The organism is Shinella oryzae (assembly GCF_023038235.1).
GTDB classification, from domain to species: domain Bacteria; phylum Pseudomonadota; class Alphaproteobacteria; order Rhizobiales; family Rhizobiaceae; genus Shinella; species Shinella sumterensis.
The window spans coordinates 442558-460023 of sequence record NZ_CP081987.1; the positions used below are offsets into that span (position 1 = coordinate 442558).

The window sequence follows — 17466 nt, forward strand, 5'->3', positions numbered from 1 at the left end:
GCCGATCAGGCCTTGGGTGCGGTATTGTCTTCCACCGGCGCGTCGGGACCATTCTTCTTGATCGAATCGATGGCGTTCTGTGCGCTGGCCTTGCTGGAATAGCCTTCCGTGGAGAACATCACTTCGCTGTTGTACTTGAAGCGAACACGGAACTCGCCGGCCTTGTCCTTGTAGATTTCAAACTTGTGCGCCATGGGCTTCCCTCTACGCAGTTGTGAATCAGGCAACCACAACGTGCCAGCCGGCGCCTGCGCTGACAAGAGGCAGGTCCGCGCCGGTCCACCTGTTTATTAGAAACCGAGCAAGAGCGCCGCGCCGCGAGCGGCGTTCAAGGCCGGATGCTGGGAAGATCGGCGATGATCGATGCCGGATCGCACGAAAGGCGGAGAACTTCATTGCCCTTCACCGCATTGGTAAAGGCATCGGTCGAATTGTAGACGCGGATATCCGCCTCGCGGATGCGGTCGTCCAGGCGCTTGTCCTGTGTGATGACGAAGGCATAGACATACGCGCCGCGCGCATAACCGACCGCCATGGTGAGGTCCGTCGGATGATCGATGTCGGTGTCCTTGGTGGAAAACCAGGTCGAATCGGTTTCGAAATAGAGCTCCGCCGGCTGTGTCCCCACGACATAGGAATAATAGGCTTCCTTCTTGCCGGGATGCTGCGCGGGCTCGGCGATGCGGCAGAATTCCGCCCGGGCATCGCGCTCCGGAATGGCACAGGCAAACTGCGTCTGCCAGGGCGGAACGCAGTTTGCCAATGCGGGCGATGCCAGCAGCACCGCGCCCGCCACAACCCAGGCGCGCCGCATCAGGCGGCCTTTTTCTTTCGAAGCGAGAAGAAGGTGAGCGCGGCCGCACCCAGCCCGTAAAGCGTCCATTCGACGGGCAGAAGGTCCGCAGTCTCGCTGCGGATCGGCAGGTAGGCCACGGTGCCGGGCCGCGTCTCGAGCCCCGCCTTGCCCTCTGCCTGGGCCTGCGCGATCTGCTGGGGAGAAACCTCCCACTCCGCACCGCGCCACGTGTCATACGCCATCTTGCCCGCCCCCACGGCAACACCCACGACGGCGGCAATGACAAGGTTCCTGACTGTCGACATGCTTGATTTCCCTCATGATTTCCGCAGGGAAAATAACCACGCCCCGCCCCGCAGGCAAGGCCGATATGGCGCGATTCGCCGATCCGGCAGAGGAAACACACAAGAAGGCGCAACGACCGTTCTGCCGAACACGGCAGGTTCGGCGGCAAGGCTCTCTGGTCTAATTTTCGGGAGGAAGATTGGCTGGGGAACCTGGATTCGAACCAAGATTAACGGAGTCAGAGTCCGTCGTTCTACCGTTGAACTATTCCCCAGCATGGCGGGTCGGCTTGGCCGGCGCCTGTGAGGCGGGCTTATAAACAAAAGATGGCGAGATGCAAATGGTTTTTTCCGGAAAATCGTGATGGCGCCGTCGGCGGTATGGGGGATGGGGGACGCGACCGGCGCGTGACCGGGCGGGCTGTCGTCGTGGCGTCACAAAAAGAATTTGGCGAACGGGGCGCGCGCTGGTAATGTCGCCCCAACGAAGATCGAGAGAGCGCCTGCTTGCAGCTTCAAGGCTTTGCGCGGCGCCATAGGCAGTAACGTGAACGACCCCGACAGCGGCGAAAAGCCGTCCGTTTCCGGGGCGCGAGTTGCGGGTGAAGCGGGGCGACCGAAGCGGTCGCGCCGTCGCAAGGGAAAGCAGAAGGGCGCCACAGCTCCATCTGTCGCCTCCCTGTCCGCAGGCCAGGTGGACGGTTCGACCGGAACCGCCGAGCGCCCCCAGTCCGCCCCCGGTGGCAGCAGCAATGCGCGCCGCAACAAGCGCCGCAGGCACGGCAAGGTCGCCGGTGGCGAGAATGTGCGCCCGCTTGTCCCGGTGGGGCAGAGCGAATCGCCGCATCCCGACGAGCGCCACGCCGAAGGCCGGCGAAACCGCCGCAAGCATCGCGGAAAGAAGGCGTCCGCGCGTGTATCGCAGCCGGTGCCCGGCAGCGCCGTCGTGCAGCCGGCCGCGCAGGCCTTCACCGAGCAGCGTCCTTCCATCCCGCATGAACCGCGGCGCGACGCCGGTTCGGCGCCGCGTGGCGGCGAGCGTGACGGCTTCGAGATGCCGCTTTATGCGGCGCTCGACCTTGGCACCAACAATTGCCGCCTTCTCATTGCCCAGCCCACGCGGCCGGGACAGTTCCGTGTCGTCGATGCCTTCTCGCGCATCGTTCGGCTCGGGGAAGGGCTGGGCGCGAGCGGGCGGCTTTCCGAGGAGGCGATGGATCGCTCCGTCGAGGCGCTCAAGGTCTGCGCCACCAAGCTGAAGAGCCGCAATATCCGCCGCGCGCGCCTCATCGCCACCGAAGCCTGCCGTTCGGCCGAAAACGGCGAAACCTTCCTCGTGCGGGTGAAGGAAGAGACCGGCCTCGATCTCGAAATCATCAACCGCGAGACCGAGGCACGGCTCGCAGTCTCGGGCTGCTCGTCGCTTGTCGGGCGCGAGGCGAAATCCGTCGTGCTCTTCGATATCGGCGGCGGTTCGTCGGAAATCGCCGTCATCCGCATCGGCGACAACCGGTCCAGCCGGCTTGCAAATCACATCACGCACTGGACCTCGCTGCCCGTCGGCGTCGTCACGCTCTCCGAGCGTCACGGCGGGCGCGACGTGACGCCGGAAAGCTTCCAGGGCATGGTCTCGGAGGTCGAGGGCATGCTGGCGAAATTCGATTGCCCCGGCGATATCGTGCATGCGCCGGAGGATTTCCATCTCATCGGCACCTCGGGCACGGTGACGACGCTGGCCGGCGTGCACCTCGATCTGCCGCGTTACGACCGCCGCCGTGTCGACGGCGTGTGGCTTTCGGACGATGAGGTCACGGCCATGCAGGCGCGGCTGCTCTCCTGGGATTTCAACGCGCGCGCCGCCAATCCCTGCATCGGGCCCGACAGGGCCGATCTCGTTCTCGCCGGCTGCGCGATCCTCGAGGCGATCCGCAAGCGCTGGCCGTCGCGGCGCATGCGCGTGGCCGACCGCGGCTTGCGGGAAGGCCTGCTCACCGACATGATGGCCGATGACGGCGTGTGGCGCCGCGGCCGCCACCGCCGCAATCATCGCGCCGGCCCGCGCAATCCGGCAAAGCCCGAAGGACAGGCGTCATGACAAAGCCCCCTATCGGCCGAAAGATCGGCCAGAAGGTCAAGAAGGGCAAGCTGAAGGCCTCTTCGCGCCGCTGGCTGGAACGCCATATCAACGATCCCTATGTGCAGCGCGCCAAGCTGGAGGGCTATCGTGCCCGTGCGGCCTTCAAGCTGCTGGAGATCGATGAGAAGCACAACATTCTGGGGGGCGCCCGTCGCATCATCGACCTTGGCGCCGCGCCGGGCAGCTGGTCGCAGATCGCCGCCAAGGTGACGAATTCCACGGATGCCGATCCGCGCGTCGCGGCCATCGACTTCCTGGAGATGGACCCGCTGCCGGGCGTGCGCATCCTCCAGATGGACTTCCTCGATCCCGATGCCCCGCGGCAGCTCATCGAGGCGGTCGGCGGCACGCCGAACCTCGTCATTTCCGACATGGCGGCCCCCACGACCGGCCACCGCCAGACGGACCATCTGCGCACCATGCATCTGTGCGAGGTCGCCGCCTATTTCGCCGTCGAGGTGCTGGCAGAGGGCGGTCACTTCCTGGCCAAGACGTTCCAGGGCGGCACGGAGCGCGACCTGCTCAACATGCTCAAGCAGAATTTCCGGCAGGTCATTCACGTGAAGCCGGGCGCCTCGCGCGCCGAGTCGGTGGAGATGTTCCTGCTTGCCAAGGGCTTCAAGGGCCGCAAGGCGCCTGAAACGACCGACGCGGCCGAAGCGGACGCCTGATGCTTCTCTACACCACCGTCGGCACGAATGATCTCGAACGCGCCGGCCGCTTCTACGACGCCATCCTGCCGCTCATCGGCTATGGCAGGCAGAAGGAGGCGCAAGGCGAGATCGGCTATGGGGCGGATGACGACGTGCGCTGCCGCTTCTGGGTGGTGGAGCCGTTCAACCGCGAACCGGCGACCTACGGCAACGGCGCTACGATCGCCTTCGAGGCGCCGGACCGGGCATCCGTGGATGCCTTCCACGCGGCCGCCCTTGCGGCAGGCGGTACGGATGAGGGCGCACCGGGACTTCGGCCGTTCCACGCCAGCTTCTATGCGGCCTTCGTGCGCGATCCCGACGGAAACAAGCTCGTCGCCGTCTGCGAAAAACCCGCCTGAGCGTGTTACTTCACGCCCACCGTTTCCTCTTCCACCGCTTTCAGCTTGTGACCGGAGACGGACTCCCCGGCATTCTTTGCCATGGAAATGAACGGCAGGACGGCCAGCAGCGTCAGCCCGGCAATGATCATGAAGGCAATCTGGAAGTCTGCGAGTTCGAGCGGCGAGCCGGTGAGGGTCGTCTCGATTTCCAGAATGGCGCCGGCCACCGCAACGCCCATGGCAAGGCTGATCTGCTGGATGACCGCGCTCATCGACGTGGCCTTGCTCGCATCCGCATCCGCGATGTCGGCGAAGGAGAGCGCATTGACGCTGGTGAAGAACAGCGAGCGGGCGAGACCGGCGATGAGCAGAACGCCAGCCATGAACCAGAACGGGGTGGCCGGCGTGAACAGCCCGTTGGCGAAGGTCAGCGCCGCGCCGCAGATGCTGGCGACGATGAGTGTGGTGCGAAAACCGGCATAGACCAGTACGCGCTTTGCCATGAACTTGGTGGTGATTGCGCCGATCGCGCCGGTGAAGGTCACGAGGCCGGATTCGAAGGGCGTTAAGCCAAAGCCCACCTGCAGCATCAGCGGCATGAGGAACGGCACCGCGCCGACGGAGATGCGAAACAGCGTGCCCCCGATGGCGGCGGCGCGAAACGCGCTGTCGCGGAAGAGCCCGAGGTCGAGCAATGGTGCTGGATGATGGCGAGCATGGCGCACATAGAGCACGCCGCAGACGATGCCGGCGATGGTGGCGGCGATGCCGATAACCGGCGGCAGGGCGGGCAGGCTGACCACGGAAAGGCCGAAGATCGTGCCGGAGGCTGCGACCGCGCTGAGCAGGAAGCCGACCCAGTCGAGCGGTGGCGGCGGCGTGGCCTCGATCTCGGGCAGGTAGATGCCCGACAGCACATAGCCGATGATGCCGACCGGCAGGTTGATCAGGAAGATCCAGTGCCAGGTGAAATAGGTGGTGATGAAGCCGCCGAGCGGCGGGCCGGCGAGCGGCCCCACCAGCGCGGGAATGGTCAGCAGCGCCATGGCCGAGACCAGTTCGGAGCGTGACGTGCTGCGCACCAGGACGAGGCGAGCCACCGGCGTCATCATCGCCCCGCCCATGCCCTGCAGGAAGCGCGCGACGACGAAGGACAGCAGGCTGCCGGAGATCGCGCAGAAGATGGAGCCTGCGACGAACACCAGGATGGCGAGGCGGAAGACGCGCTTGGCGCCGAACCGGTCCGCCATCCACCCGCTCAGGGGAATGAAGGTGGCGAGCGACACCATGTAGGCGGTGAGCGCGAGCTTGAGCGTGATCGGCCCCACGCCGAGATCGGCGGCGATGGCAGGCAGCGAGGTGGAGATGACGGTGGAATCCATCTGCTCCATGAAGAGCGCGACGGCAAGGATAAGCGGAACGATACGGTTCATCGGTATGTCGCGTGCGAGGTGCCGGGCGGACCCGGCGGGCAGGGCGGCGGCTGTGCATCTGGAGTGCCAAGCCGAAACATCCGGCAATATCTGCGCCTCGTACTGCGTTCTGTCAAATAGCAGGCGGCCGCGCACGGGCATCACAAGCGCGTGATAGGGCGGGACCGGAATGTGAGAGCGCCCTAGCTTTCGCCGTGGCATTCTTGCCCAGGCCCTTCATGCATGAAAGAGGAACAACCATGGGAAATCCTTCGACCATCTCGCGCCGGACGCTGTTCCTGGCCGCAGGTGTGGGTACGCTGGCCGCACCCGTGCTGCTCGGCCGGGCAGCCGCAACCGCACAGACCAAGACCGCAGAAGAGGCGACCGATATGCGTGTGAGCCCGCTCCAGGCGCGCAGCCTCAAGCTTGGCAGCTTCCGTATTCTCACGGTGCGCGACGGCATACGCCCGTCCGGCGCGCCCAACGAGACCTTCGGCACCGACCAGTCGGCCGATGCGGTCGGCACGCTGCTCACCGAAAATTTCCTGCCCGCCGACAGCTTCGTCAACAGCTTCACCCCCGCACTGGTGGATACCGGCTCCGAAGTGGTGCTGTTCGACACCGGCATGGGCGAGGGCGGGCGCGAAGCCGGCATGGGCCGCCTTCTCGAGGGCCTGAAATATGCGGGTTATACGCCCGATCAGGTGTCGGTGGTCGTCATCACCCATATGCACGGCGACCATATCGGCGGGCTCTTGGAGGGCGGCAAGCCGGCCTTCCCCAATGCGCGGTATGTCACCGGCCGTACTGAATACGATTTCTGGGTCAATCCGGAGCGGATGGGCACGCCGGCCGAACAGGGCCATCAGGGCGTGCTCGCGAAGGTTCAGCCTTTGGCCGAAAAGCTCACCTTCATCGAGAACGAGGGCGAAGTCGTGCCCGGGATCACCGGCCTCGATGCCTTCGGCCATTCGCCGGGCCACATGATCTTCCGCGTGGAATCGGAGGGCAAGGCGCTGATGCTCACCGCCGACACGGCCAACCATTATGTGCTTTCGTTGCAGCGGCCGACCTGGGAAGTCCGCTTCGACATGGACAAGGCGGCAGCCGCCGCGACCCGCAAGAAGGTCTTCGACATGATCGCGACCGACCGGCTTCCCTTCATCGGCTATCACATGCCGTTTCCGGCCGTCGGTTTCGTCGAGACGGCGGGCGAGGGCTATCGCTTCGTGCCGGCGAGCTACCAGTTCGACATCTGAGCGACACCTTCGGGATACGCGCAATGCCCGGAAGCGATTCCGGGCATTTTGCTATTTGCAATCCGTCATGAACGTGTTACCAGCCCTCGCCAACTTCCAAGAATTTCTTGCAAGCGACCGAGGCGGACAACTCCCAATGTTCCCCTTGGTGCGTAAGCTTTACCCTGAAGGAACTTGGCCCATGGCGCGCATCATTGAAACGGCAACCGGTCTCGAAGCCCTGACCTTCGACGACGTCCTTCTGCAACCCGGTCACTCCGAGGTCATGCCGGGCCAGACGAATATCGCCACCCGCATCGCCCACGATTTCGAACTCAACCTGCCCATTCTTTCCTCCGCGATGGACACGGTCACGGAAAGCCGTCTCGCCATCGCCATGGCGCAGGCCGGCGGTCTCGGCGTCATCCACCGCAACCTGACGCCTGCCGAGCAGGCCGAGGAGGTCCGCCAGGTCAAGAAGTTCGAAAGCGGCATGGTCGTCAATCCGGTCACGATCGGCCCGGACGCCACGCTGGCCGAGGCGCTGTCGCTGATGAAGGCACACGGCATTTCCGGCATCCCGGTCGTCGAGAACGGCGGCAACGGCAAGGCCGGCCGCCTCGTCGGCATCCTGACAAACCGCGACGTGCGCTTCGCTTCTGATCCGGCCCAGAAGATCTACGAACTGATGACCCGTGAGAACCTGATCACGGTCAAGGAAACGGTCGATCAGCAGGAAGCCAAGCGCCTCCTGCACCGCCACCGCATCGAGAAGCTGCTGGTGGTCGATGGCGATGGCCGTTGCGTCGGCCTCATCACCGTCAAGGACATGGAAAAGTCGCAGCTGAACCCGAATGCCTCGAAGGACTCGCAGGGCCGCCTGCGCGCCGCCGCCGCCATCTCGGTCGGCGATGACGGCTTTGAACGCGCCGAGCGCCTCATCGATGCCGGCATCGACCTCATCGTCGTCGATACCGCACATGGCCATTCGCAGCGCGTGCTCGACGCCGTCGGCCGGGTGAAGAAGCTCTCGAATTCCGTGCGCATCATGGCCGGCAACGTCGCGACCGCCGACGGCACCAAGGCGCTGATCGATGTCGGCGCGGATGCCGTCAAGGTCGGTATCGGCCCGGGCTCGATCTGCACCACGCGCATCGTCGCCGGTGTCGGCGTGCCGCAGCTCGCGGCCATCATGTCGTCGGTCGAGGCCGCGCAGGCCCAGGGCATCCCCGTCATCGCCGATGGCGGCATCAAGTTCTCCGGCGACCTTGCCAAGGCGATCGCCGCCGGCGCCTCGGCCGTCATGGTCGGCTCGCTTCTTGCCGGCACGGATGAAAGCCCGGGCGAAGTATTCCTGTACCAGGGCCGCTCCTTCAAGGCCTATCGTGGCATGGGCTCCGTCGGCGCCATGGCGCGGGGCTCCGCGGACCGCTACTTCCAGGCGGAAGTGCGCGATACGCTCAAGCTCGTGCCCGAGGGCATCGAGGGCCAGGTGCCCTACAAGGGCCCGGTCTCCGGCGTTCTGCACCAGCTCGCCGGCGGCTTGAAGGCCTCGATGGGCTATGTCGGCGGCAAGGACCTGAAGGAATATCAGGAGCGCGCCACCTTCGTGCGCATCTCCGGCGCGGGCCTGCGCGAAAGCCACGCGCATGACGTGACGATCACCCGCGAGAGCCCGAATTACCCGGGCGCGGTCTGATCCGCACGCCCAGACGACAGGATGGAATGCCCGGCTTGCCGGGCATTTTCGTATTTGGCGCCCGTTCTCCCATTTCGTTCCTGCATATATGTGCATAGGATGAAATAGCGGCAATCTCGCCGCTCTCGGGGGACATCATGAAAACGATTCTGGCTGGCGTGCTTCTCGGCCTTGCGCTGGTTGCGCCCGTTCACGCGCAAACCGTCAATGCCGGCACCTACAATGTCGAGGGCACGAACCTCGATGGCTCGGCCTATAGCGGCACGGCGACGATCACGCTGACGAGCGAGACGACCTGCGCCATCGAATGGAACACCGGTGCCGTCACGTCGAACGGCATCTGTATGCTCTACGACAATGCATTTGCCGCCGCCTATGTGCTGGAAGACGCGGTCGGGCTCATCGTCTACGAGGTGAAGGCCGACGGCTCGCTCGAAGGCGCCTGGACGATCAGCGGCAAGGACGGTTCCGGTTCGGAAACCCTGACGCCCCAGTAGAGTCATGCTTTCGGCTTGTCGGATCGGCCGCTGCGGGTTGAGGCCCTGGCCATAACCGCCTATGAACGCGGGACGATACGACAAGCCAAAGGATTTTCATGTCTCCCACGGAAGCCACGATCTGGCCGATGATCGCGCATGTCACGCTCGTCTTCGCGCTCTATGTCCTGCTCTCCTCGCGCCGCATCGGCGCCGTGCGCAATGGTACAGCCCGCGCGGAGCAGTTCCGCGAAAACCGCGAGGAGCCGGCCGAAAGCCTCACCGTCAAGAACGCCATCGCCAACCAGTTCGAACTGCCGGTCCTCTTCTACGCCGTCAGCATCCTTCTCTATCTGGTCGATGCCGACAATCCGGTGACGGTGGCGGGCGGCTGGCTGTTCGTGGCCCTGCGCTATGCCCATGCCTGGGTGCATGTCACGAGCAACCGCCTGCGCTATCGTCGGCCGCTGTTCATCGCCGGCCTTTTCGTGCTGATGGCCCTGTGGGCGTGGCTGGGTGTCTGGCTCGCCTTCACCTGATACAGGCGGCGCCGTCTTTTCAGGCGCTGATGTCCAGCCGCATCGCGCATCGCGTATCGCGCGAAAGACCGTCGGCATCCTCGCGGTCCATGAGCTCGAGCAGGCGCGGCGAGAGTTCGCCGTCCTCCAGAATGCGGAATCCGAGCCGCTCGTAGAACGGGCAGTTCCAGGGAATGGTGCGGAAGGTCGTGAGCGTCACGGCCTCGAGGCCACGCGCCGCGGCATTTTCGATGGCGTGTTCGATGAGCCTGCGGCCGAGTCCGAATCCCTGGTGAAGGTGGCTCACCGATATCTCGCAGATATGGAGGTCGCTGCCGGCGACTTCCGCGCTCAGGAAGCCAAGCGGCCGGCCGCTGCCGTCCGCCGCCACCCAGTTGGTACCGGCGGCGGTGAGCCTGCGATGCGTTTCGGCACTCTGCACATCCCCGACCGACAGCCACGAGAAGGCTTCGATCAGCCGGAAAGCCTGCGCGGCCGACCGTTCGATCTGGCAGAGCGTTTCCGCCTCGTCGTCGCGGGCGAGCCGGGTGATGACACCGGTCGGCCCGTTCTTGACGAGAGGGGCGCCATCAAGCGGAAGCTGCGTTACCATCCGGGCAGGATCTGTCCCGGCCGATGCCGCGGAAGACGCGGAAACACTTTGACTTCGGCATCCGTCAGGTCCTCGGCGGCGGCCATCGGCGTGATGTTGTCGAGGCAAGCGGTAATATGGCTGGTAATGGCGTTGGAAAGCGACGGCGACAGGCCCGGCCGGCGCATGATGCCGATCTGGACCGGCGCGAGAGACGGAAAGCCGTCCGCCTGCGTCAGCACCTTCATGCCGGGACGCAGCGCCGATTCCGGCAAGACGGACACGGCCATGCCGGCCATGACGGCGGCGGCGACGACGGTCGACGACCAGCTGGTGAACAGGACCTGGTAGTCGCGCCCCACCGAATCGAGCGCCCCGCAGGCGATCTGCCGCCACTGGCAGTCGCGCCGGCCCACGGCAAGCGGCACGGGCGCGTTTTCCGGCAGCGGATGGTTCGCCGACATCACCCAGCAGAGCGGCTCGGTGCGCACGACGTCGGAGTGGCGCTGGCGCGGATTGTGGGTGACGAGCGCAATATCGAGCTCGCCCTTCGCCATCTTCTCGGCCAGATCCACCGAGGGCTCGCAGACGATGTAGAGCTCGACATTCGGATGCGTCTTGGCGAACCGCATGATGATCTCTGGCATGTAGCGGTCGGCATAGTCGTCGGGCGTGCCGATGCGTAGCATGCCTTCCAGCCGGTTGTCATCGAAGGCGGCGATGGCCTCGTTGTTGAGGCGCAGCATCCGGCGGGCATAGTTCAGCAGTCGTTCGCCCTCGGCCGTCAGCCGGTTGCCGCGGCCATCCTTCATGAAGAGCTGCTTGCCGATGCGCTCCTCCAGGCGGCGCATCTGCATGGAGACGGCCGACTGGGTCTTGAACACCCGCTCGGCGGCGCGTGTGAAGCTCCCGGTATCTGCGATCGAGACGAAGGTCTGCAGCTGGTCGATGTCGAGCGGAGCGGACATGGATAAACTCATCAGATTGTTTGATTGATACTATTAGAAACATTCGTTGGACTGATCAATGGGATTCTGCGAAAAAGCAATTGTTGAACGATTGCTCCGTCCGCCGGGCCTTCGTTCGGCAGATATGCCGCTCGCTTCGACCTCCCGCGGGCGTCCCTTATGAGACCGAGACCCCGAACCGCCGTCCGATCCCCTGCGGATGGCGAACGATCATTGGCGTCCCGCGAAACCCCATCGAAGACGATGGACCGCTGCGCCGGAAAGGAGAAGTGCCATGCGCATGATCGACCGTAACTTTGAAATTGAGACGACTGCAGCACGCCGCCCGGTCCCGACCGTCTTGGCGCGTGTCCGTACCGCTGCCTCCGGATTCTTCCGCGCCTGGCGCAATCACCGCATGGTCAACCGGCTCAACGAGCTCGACGACCACCAGCTTCTGGACATGGGGCTGCGCCGCAGTGATGTGCACGCCGTGCGGGCTGCTTCGTTCTTCTCCGATGCCGGCCTTCACCTGACGCTTGCCTCGCGCGAACGCGCCCGCCGCCACCTGCGCGCCGGCCGCCTGGACTGATTCTCCCGGCCACGCCCTCTTTCGCGCGGGCGCCGCCAGACTTCCCCGCAGGGTGAGAGCCAATAACCCTGCTGCTTGCCCGGCGTGCGACTCCAAGGTCCGCGCCGGGCTTTTTCATGCCGCCGGCCCGGCAAATCGGCTTTACCTAACGTAAACCACACTTGGATACCGTCTGCGCAGCAGTCGTGGAGCGCTCCACGGGCATGATGCCGCCTGCCTTCCGGATGAACCCGGTCACCGCCTCGTTTTCTATTGGACGGATCGTCATGCGGATTTCCCGGAAACTGCCCCTTGCCGCGGCCGTGCTCACGCTGCTTTCCATCGGTGCCGCAAGCGCGGTCTCTCTCGTCGTCAGCGCCGAAACGGTGACGAACCAGGTCATGCAGAAGCTGGAGGCGACGGCAGACGGCCGGCGCAACGAAACCCGCGCCTATCTGGAGGGCATGAAGCTCGACCTCATCAGCATGGCGAGCGCCATGCCGACCACGCAGGCCTTCTACGGGTTCGCCGGCGCGTGGGGCGCGCTGGGCGCGGAGCCCTCGAAGGAGCTGCACAAGCGCTACATCGCCGACAATCCGAACCCGCCGTCCGCGCGCTACCTGCTCGATACCGCCAAGAAGGACAATTTCGACCGGTCGCACAAGCAGTATCACGCGACCTTCCGCAAGCATCTCGAATCGCTCGGCTATGCGGATATCTACATGATCGACCCCAAGGGCAACGTGCTCTATTCGGTGGCCAAGGCCGAGGATTTCGGCACGAACCTCGTTGACGGCCCCTACAAGGGCAGCGGTCTGGCAGCGGCCTTCACGCAGGCCATGGCCCTCAAGGAGCCCGGGGCGGCCGTCTTTTCCGACTTCGCCGAATATGCGGCGCTCGGCGGTGCGCCGGCAGCGTTTCTGGCCGCACCCATCACCATGAACGGCCGCACGCTCGGCATCATGGCGATCCGCGTGCCCAACGCCAAGCTCGACACGATCTTCGCCAACAGCAAGGGCCTCGGCGAAACCGGGGAAACCGTGCTCGTGCGCGCCGACGGCATGGTCCTCACGGATGCACCCCGCACGCCCGACTACGATGCGCTGAAGGTTCGCCTCGACATCACGAACCTGCCCGTCGGCAGCGAAACCCACGGCACGATCACCGATGCGACGGGGACGGAACTGTTTGCCGCAGCCGCACCGCTATCCTTCGGCAGTGCCGAATGGTCCGTCGTGGCGAAGATCAGCCGGGCGGAAGCGACCGCCGGCCTGATGCGCGGCACGCTCGTCGTGCTCGGCGTCACCGCCGCCATCATCGCGCTTGCCATTCTCGCGGCCACGATCTTCTCGCGCGCGCTCACGCGTCCCATCCACCAGCTCGTCAAGGCGATGACGGCGCTTGCAGCCGGCAACACGCAGATCGACCTGCCGAAGGAAGGCCGCGCCGACGAGATCGGCGACATGGTGCGTTCCGTCGCGGTCTTCCGCACCGCCGCGCTGGAAAAGGACGCACTCGAACGGTCGACCGCCGAAGCGCGCGCCTCGTCCGCCCGCGAACAGGCGGCGCAGGAAGCGGCCAAGGCCGCCCAGCAGCGCGAGGTTCAGGAGGCCGTCGCCACACTCGGTGCGGCGCTGGAGCGCCTGTCGGCCGGCGACCTCTCGACCGTCATCGACCGGACGTTCGCGGACGGGCTGGACGAGCTGCGCGCCGATTTCAACACGTCGGTCCGCCGCCTTGCGGAAACCATTGCCGCCGTCTCCTCCAGCGCGCGCTCGATCGACAGCAAGGTCGTGCATGTCGATGCCGCCGCCCGCGACATCGCCGAGCGCACGGAAAGCCAGGTGGCGGCACTGGAGCGTACCTCCGGCGCCGTGGGCCAGATGTTGGAAGCCATTCGCAATTCCACCGAGCGCGCCGACGAAGCGTCACGCATGGCGACGGACGCCAAGCGCAGCACGGACCTTTCGAGCGGCGTCGTCACCGATGCGGTGGCCGCCATGGAGCGGATCGAGGGCGCCTCGCGCGAGATCTCCTCCATCATCAACGTCATTGACGAGATCGCTTTCCAGACGAACCTGCTGGCGCTCAATGCCGGCGTGGAGGCGGCGCGCGCGGGCGAGGCCGGCAAGGGGTTCGCCGTCGTGGCGCAGGAGGTGCGTGAACTCGCCCAGCGCTCGGCCAATGCCGCCAAGGACATCAAGGCGCTCATCACTAAATCCGGCACGGAAGTGGCGAAGGGCGTCGATCTCGTGCAGCAGGCCGGGTCGGCCCTTTCGGGCATCGCCGAGCAGGTCACCCGCATCAGCGACCACATCCACTCGATTGCCGCCGCCGCCAACCAGCAATCGTCCAGCCTCGGCGATATCAGCCGGTCGATGAACGAGATGGAGCAGGTCACGGCGCAGAACCGCCAGGCGGTTTCCGAGACTGCGGCCGGCATGTCCGGCCTCGCCGGCGATACGCGCGCGCTGGCCGCCATCGTCGAACGCTTCAACCTGCCCGGCGATGCGGCGCGGACGCGGGCTGCGGCGTAGAGTTCACGGTGGAAGTCGCGGCCGCGGCCCTCACTTCAGGGCAGCGTGAGGCCGTCAGGCCTTGCTGCTCTCGTTGTCCATGCCGTTGCGGATCGTCTCGAAGATCGCCTCGACGTTGCGCTGGTAGTCCTTCTGCATTTCCAGCCCGGTATCGAACATCGTACCGACGAGCGACTTGAGCGCGTCGGCGGGGGCGCCATTCGGTTCCTGCGGTTTCTCGCTTGCCGCGGGCTGGCCCGCCATTCCGGCCATCATGTCCTGGAAAGCTTTTGCAAAGGGATTGTCGGTGAAGGGATTGGCGGCAGGCGCTTCCTTCTTCGTGCCGAAGAACTCCTGCGCGGCCTGCGTGAAGGGATTGGCCGGCTCGGGCTTCTTCGCAAGGCCCGAGGCTTCGGCCCATTGCTGCATCATGTCGGCGAAGGGATTGGCGGATGCGCCACCAGCCTGCGCACCGGGAAAGAACGGGGCGAAGGATTGCTTGAAGAGGCCGCCCATCAGCGTGCTGGCCATGACCGGCAGCATCTGCTTGTAGATTTCCTGCCCGATGCCGGTCATCTGCGCGGCCTGCGCGGCGATGGCGCGCGACACGTCCTTGTTGCCGAAGAGGTGGCCGAGGATCCCGTTGCCCTCGGCAAGGCCCTGCGGCGTGAAGGCCTTGGAAACGTCCTCGAAATACTTGGCGTGCTCGCCCGTGGTCAGCGCCTTCATGAAGGCGGCCATGTCATAGGGGTTTGCGGCGTTGCGCTTGAAGCCCTCGGAAAAGGCCGGCATCAGGGCGGCGACGGCCTTCGCCGCCTGCTCCTGCGCAAGCCCGAACTGCCGCGCCATGATCTCCACCGCGTTGCCGTTCTGGGCCTGCATGATCATGTCGTAGAGCGATTGCATCGGCGAGACCCTTCCCCTGGCAGGCGTGTATGCGCCTTGAGTATAATGGGAATTTCCGCCGCGCAAACCGCTTTCTGGCGTGATGTCAGTACTGGTACTCACTGAAGACCGGCTCGACGGAGCCGTTCCAGCGGCCATGGTAGAGCGCCAGCATGTCTTCCGCGAGCGTCGCCTTCTTGGCCAGCACTTCGTCGAGCGGTGCGAGGAACACGCTTTCATCGACGCCATCGCCATTCAGGCGCGCGCGCGCGACAAGTCCCTGGCGGGCGATGGCGAGGGCCTCGCGGGCGACATCGAAGAGCGGCTTGCCGCGGAATTCGGCGCGCAGCCCCTGCGCCGGCACGGCGTCGCGCAGCGCCGAGACCTCCTCGAAGGTCCAGTCGCGGGTCAGTGCCTCGGCGGCGTCGAGCGCGCCGTCGTCATAAAGCAGACCCACCCAGAAGGCGGGCAGCGCACAGATGCGGCGCCACGGGCCGCCATCGGCGCCGCGCATTTCCAGGAACCGCTTGAGGCGCACATCGGGGAACAGCGTGGAGAGGTGGTTCGTCCAGTCGCCGAAATTCGGCTCGTAATCCGCGACCTCGCCCTTCAGCGCACCCGCCATGAACTGGCGGAACGTGACATGCGTGCAGTCGTGGTACTTGCCGTCGCGGACGATGAAATACATCGGCACGTCGAGCGCCCAGGTCACATAGTCCTCGAAGCCGAAATCCGGCGCGAAGGCGAAGGGAATGAGCCCGCCGCGTTGGTTGTCAGTGTCACGCCAGATGTCACCGCGCCAGGACAGGAGCCCGTTCGGCTTGCCGTCGGTGAAGGGCGAGGAGGCGAAGAGCGCGGTCGCGAGCGATTGCAGCTTCAGCGACACCTGCATCTTGCGACGCATGTCGGCTTCGGAGGAGAAATCGAGGTTCACCTGGATCGTGCAGGTGCGGTACATCATGTCCAGGCCCTGGCTGCCGACCTTCGGCATGTAGCGGGTCATGATGTCGTAGCGGCTCTTTGGCATGCGCGGCGTTTCGGCAAACGACCATTTCGGGCTGCCGCCCATGCCGAGGAAGCGGATGCCGAGCGGTTCGGCGACCTCGCGCAGCGTGGCGAGATGCTGGTTGGATTCCTTGCAGGTCTGGTGCAGGTTTTCCAGCGGCGCGCCCGACAGCTCGAACTGGCCGCCCGGCTCCAGCGAGATCGCGCCCATGCCCGAGGGTTCCGCAAGGCCGATGATCTTGCCGGCATCCATGATCGGCTCCCAGCCGGTCTTGACCTGCATGCCGTTGAGCAGTGCGGAAATGCTCGCATCGCCGAAATAGGGAACGGGGCTGTTGTCGGCCGTAAAGAAGACGAATTTCTCGTGCTCGGTGCCGATGCGGAACTTCTCCTTCGGCTTGTTGCCGGCGGCGAGATAGTCCGCCATTTCCGCAACGGTGCGGATCGGCGTCTGGTCGGTGGTGTCACGGGCCATGGGCGTCTTCTTCTGAACGGATATGCCCGGCAGAACCGCAGGGCCTTGGGAGGGTGCTTGAACCGGAATTAAATGCGGTGCAAGCAAATTCCTTTCAAGGCAGATTCAAAAAAACCCATTCGACTTTTGGGGAAAATCATTCCCAGTCGCCGATGGTCGCCTGGATCACGGCCATCGCCGCGACGGCCGCGGTATCGGCGCGCAGGATTCGCGGGCCGAGCGGAATGGGTGTCACGAAATCCAGCCCCCGCAGCAGCGCGCGTTCCTCGTCAGAAAAGCCGCCTTCGGGGCCGACCAAAAGGGCGAGCTTGCGCTCCTTGACATCACGCAGGACGGCCAGGGGGTTCTGGCTGCCATGCCCCTCGTCGCAGAAGATGATACGGCGGTCCCGCGGCCAGTCGGAGATGAGATCGTCCAGCTTGCGCGGGGCGGCAACGCGCGGGATGGCCAGGATGCCGCATTGTTCGGCGGCTTCCACGGCATTCGCCTCCAGCCGCTCGAGATTGGTAATCTTGCCCTGCACGTGCTGGGTCATCACCGGCTGAAGCACGCCTGCGCCCATTTCCACCGCCTTCTGCACGAGATAGTCCAGCCGCCCGACCTTGAGCGGCGCGAACAGGTAATGCAGGTCGGAAGGGGCGGGCTGCGGGCGCGTCTGTTCGACGGGGGTCAGCACGAGGCGCTTGCGGGTGGGGAAGGACAGCGCGGCGCGCCATTCCCCGTCCCGCCCGTTGAACAGCAGCACCGCGTCGTCTTCGCCCATGCGCAGCACGTTCGTCAGGTAATGAAAATGGTCTTTGGAGGCTTCGAACGGCTGGTCCGCCGCAAGCGCATCGTCCACGAAGAGGCGCTGCATCCGGTAATTGGCACGCATGA

18 protein-coding genes and 1 tRNA gene are annotated in these 17466 nt (G+C 65.2%); 9 read left to right on the forward strand and 10 right to left on the reverse strand.

What is annotated here, in order from left to right; translation table 11 throughout:
• Positions 1-5: 5 nt before the first annotated feature.
• From K6301_RS02160 to K6301_RS02175, 4 genes are all read right to left on the reverse strand, one after another.
• Positions 6-194 (reverse strand): YegP family protein, encoded by a 189-nt coding sequence (locus tag K6301_RS02160; protein WP_134649001.1) that lies wholly within the window; start codon positions 192-194, stop codon positions 6-8.
• Between the two features lie 134 nt (positions 195-328).
• On the reverse strand, positions 329-814 hold the full coding sequence (locus K6301_RS02165; protein WP_247218972.1) for a hypothetical protein: 486 nt from the start codon (positions 812-814) through the stop codon (positions 329-331).
• Entirely contained in the window at positions 814-1101 is a 288-nt protein-coding gene (locus tag K6301_RS02170) for a hypothetical protein (protein WP_247218974.1), read from the reverse strand. Before K6301_RS02170 ends, K6301_RS02165 begins: the two co-directional genes overlap by 1 nt.
• 180 nt (positions 1102-1281) lie before the next feature.
• Positions 1282-1355, reverse strand: a tRNA-Gln gene (locus K6301_RS02175).
• 272 nt (positions 1356-1627) lie between these two features.
• On the opposite strand from K6301_RS02175, the gene K6301_RS02180 reads away from it, so the two are divergent.
• Genes K6301_RS02180 through K6301_RS02190 form a run of 3 tightly spaced genes read left to right on the forward strand, consistent with a single transcriptional unit; the run spans position 1628 to position 4271 of the window.
• Positions 1628-3175: a Ppx/GppA phosphatase family protein gene (locus K6301_RS02180; protein ID WP_247218975.1), complete on the forward strand. Its 1548-nt coding sequence runs from the start codon at positions 1628-1630 to the stop codon at positions 3173-3175.
• Positions 3172-3888: an RlmE family RNA methyltransferase gene (locus tag K6301_RS02185; RefSeq protein ID WP_247218976.1), complete on the forward strand. Its 717-nt coding sequence runs from the start codon at positions 3172-3174 to the stop codon at positions 3886-3888. The genes K6301_RS02180 and K6301_RS02185 overlap by 4 nt, the downstream gene beginning before the upstream one ends.
• Complete coding sequence (locus tag K6301_RS02190) at positions 3888-4271, forward strand: VOC family protein (RefSeq protein ID WP_247218977.1); 384 nt, start codon at positions 3888-3890, stop codon at positions 4269-4271. The genes K6301_RS02185 and K6301_RS02190 overlap by 1 nt, the downstream gene beginning before the upstream one ends.
• Before the next feature lie 5 nt (positions 4272-4276).
• Here K6301_RS02190 and K6301_RS02195 read toward each other — a convergent pair whose 3' ends face one another.
• Positions 4277-5686 (reverse strand): DHA2 family efflux MFS transporter permease subunit, encoded by a 1410-nt coding sequence (locus tag K6301_RS02195; protein WP_247218978.1) that lies wholly within the window; start codon positions 5684-5686, stop codon positions 4277-4279.
• A gap of 239 nt (positions 5687-5925) precedes the next feature.
• Between K6301_RS02195 and K6301_RS02200 the strand changes: the two genes are divergently transcribed.
• The 4 genes from K6301_RS02200 (at position 5926) to K6301_RS02215 (ending at position 9620) form a co-directional block, all read left to right on the forward strand.
• Positions 5926-6927: an MBL fold metallo-hydrolase gene (locus K6301_RS02200; RefSeq protein WP_247218979.1), complete on the forward strand. Its 1002-nt coding sequence runs from the start codon at positions 5926-5928 to the stop codon at positions 6925-6927.
• Between the two features lie 181 nt (positions 6928-7108).
• Entirely contained in the window at positions 7109-8605 is a 1497-nt protein-coding gene (guaB, locus tag K6301_RS02205) for an IMP dehydrogenase (protein ID WP_134648994.1), read from the forward strand.
• 137 nt (positions 8606-8742) lie between these two features.
• Positions 8743-9102 carry a hypothetical protein gene (locus K6301_RS02210; RefSeq protein WP_370340582.1) on the forward strand — a complete coding sequence of 120 codons (360 nt, stop codon included), beginning with the start codon at positions 8743-8745 and terminating at the stop codon, positions 9100-9102.
• A 98-nt stretch (positions 9103-9200) separates the two neighbouring features.
• Positions 9201-9620 carry an MAPEG family protein gene (locus K6301_RS02215; RefSeq protein WP_247218980.1) on the forward strand — a complete coding sequence of 140 codons (420 nt, stop codon included), beginning with the start codon at positions 9201-9203 and terminating at the stop codon, positions 9618-9620.
• Positions 9621-9639: 19 nt separating this feature from the next.
• Here the strand turns inward: K6301_RS02215 and K6301_RS02220 are convergent, their stop codons facing one another.
• Positions 9640-10212, reverse strand: coding sequence for a GNAT family N-acetyltransferase (locus tag K6301_RS02220; RefSeq protein WP_247218982.1), 573 nt, complete (start codon positions 10210-10212; stop codon positions 9640-9642).
• Positions 10206-11159: a LysR substrate-binding domain-containing protein gene (locus tag K6301_RS02225; protein ID WP_247218984.1), complete on the reverse strand. Its 954-nt coding sequence runs from the start codon at positions 11157-11159 to the stop codon at positions 10206-10208. Before K6301_RS02225 ends, K6301_RS02220 begins: the two co-directional genes overlap by 7 nt.
• Before the next feature lie 274 nt (positions 11160-11433).
• Between K6301_RS02225 and K6301_RS02230 the strand changes: the two genes are divergently transcribed.
• Both K6301_RS02230 and K6301_RS02235 read left to right on the forward strand, forming a co-directional pair.
• Positions 11434-11730, forward strand: a complete 297-nt coding sequence (locus K6301_RS02230; RefSeq protein WP_247218986.1) for a DUF1127 domain-containing protein — start codon at positions 11434-11436, stop codon at positions 11728-11730.
• A 266-nt stretch (positions 11731-11996) separates the two neighbouring features.
• Complete coding sequence (locus tag K6301_RS02235; RefSeq protein ID WP_247218988.1) at positions 11997-14246, forward strand: methyl-accepting chemotaxis protein; 2250 nt, start codon at positions 11997-11999, stop codon at positions 14244-14246.
• A gap of 54 nt (positions 14247-14300) precedes the next feature.
• Here the strand turns inward: K6301_RS02235 and K6301_RS02240 are convergent, their stop codons facing one another.
• The 3 genes from K6301_RS02240 to K6301_RS02250 all read right to left on the reverse strand — a co-directional run bounded on the left by K6301_RS02240 (position 14301) and on the right by K6301_RS02250 (position 17464).
• Positions 14301-15131, reverse strand: coding sequence for a DUF937 domain-containing protein (locus K6301_RS02240; protein ID WP_247218991.1), 831 nt, complete (start codon positions 15129-15131; stop codon positions 14301-14303).
• An 85-nt stretch (positions 15132-15216) separates the two neighbouring features.
• Positions 15217-16590: a glutamate--cysteine ligase gene (locus K6301_RS02245; protein WP_247218992.1), complete on the reverse strand. Its 1374-nt coding sequence runs from the start codon at positions 16588-16590 to the stop codon at positions 15217-15219.
• 136 nt (positions 16591-16726) lie between these two features.
• Positions 16727-17464: a 16S rRNA (uracil(1498)-N(3))-methyltransferase gene (locus K6301_RS02250; RefSeq protein ID WP_247218994.1), complete on the reverse strand. Its 738-nt coding sequence runs from the start codon at positions 17462-17464 to the stop codon at positions 16727-16729.
• Between the last annotated feature and the right edge of the window lie 2 nt (positions 17465-17466).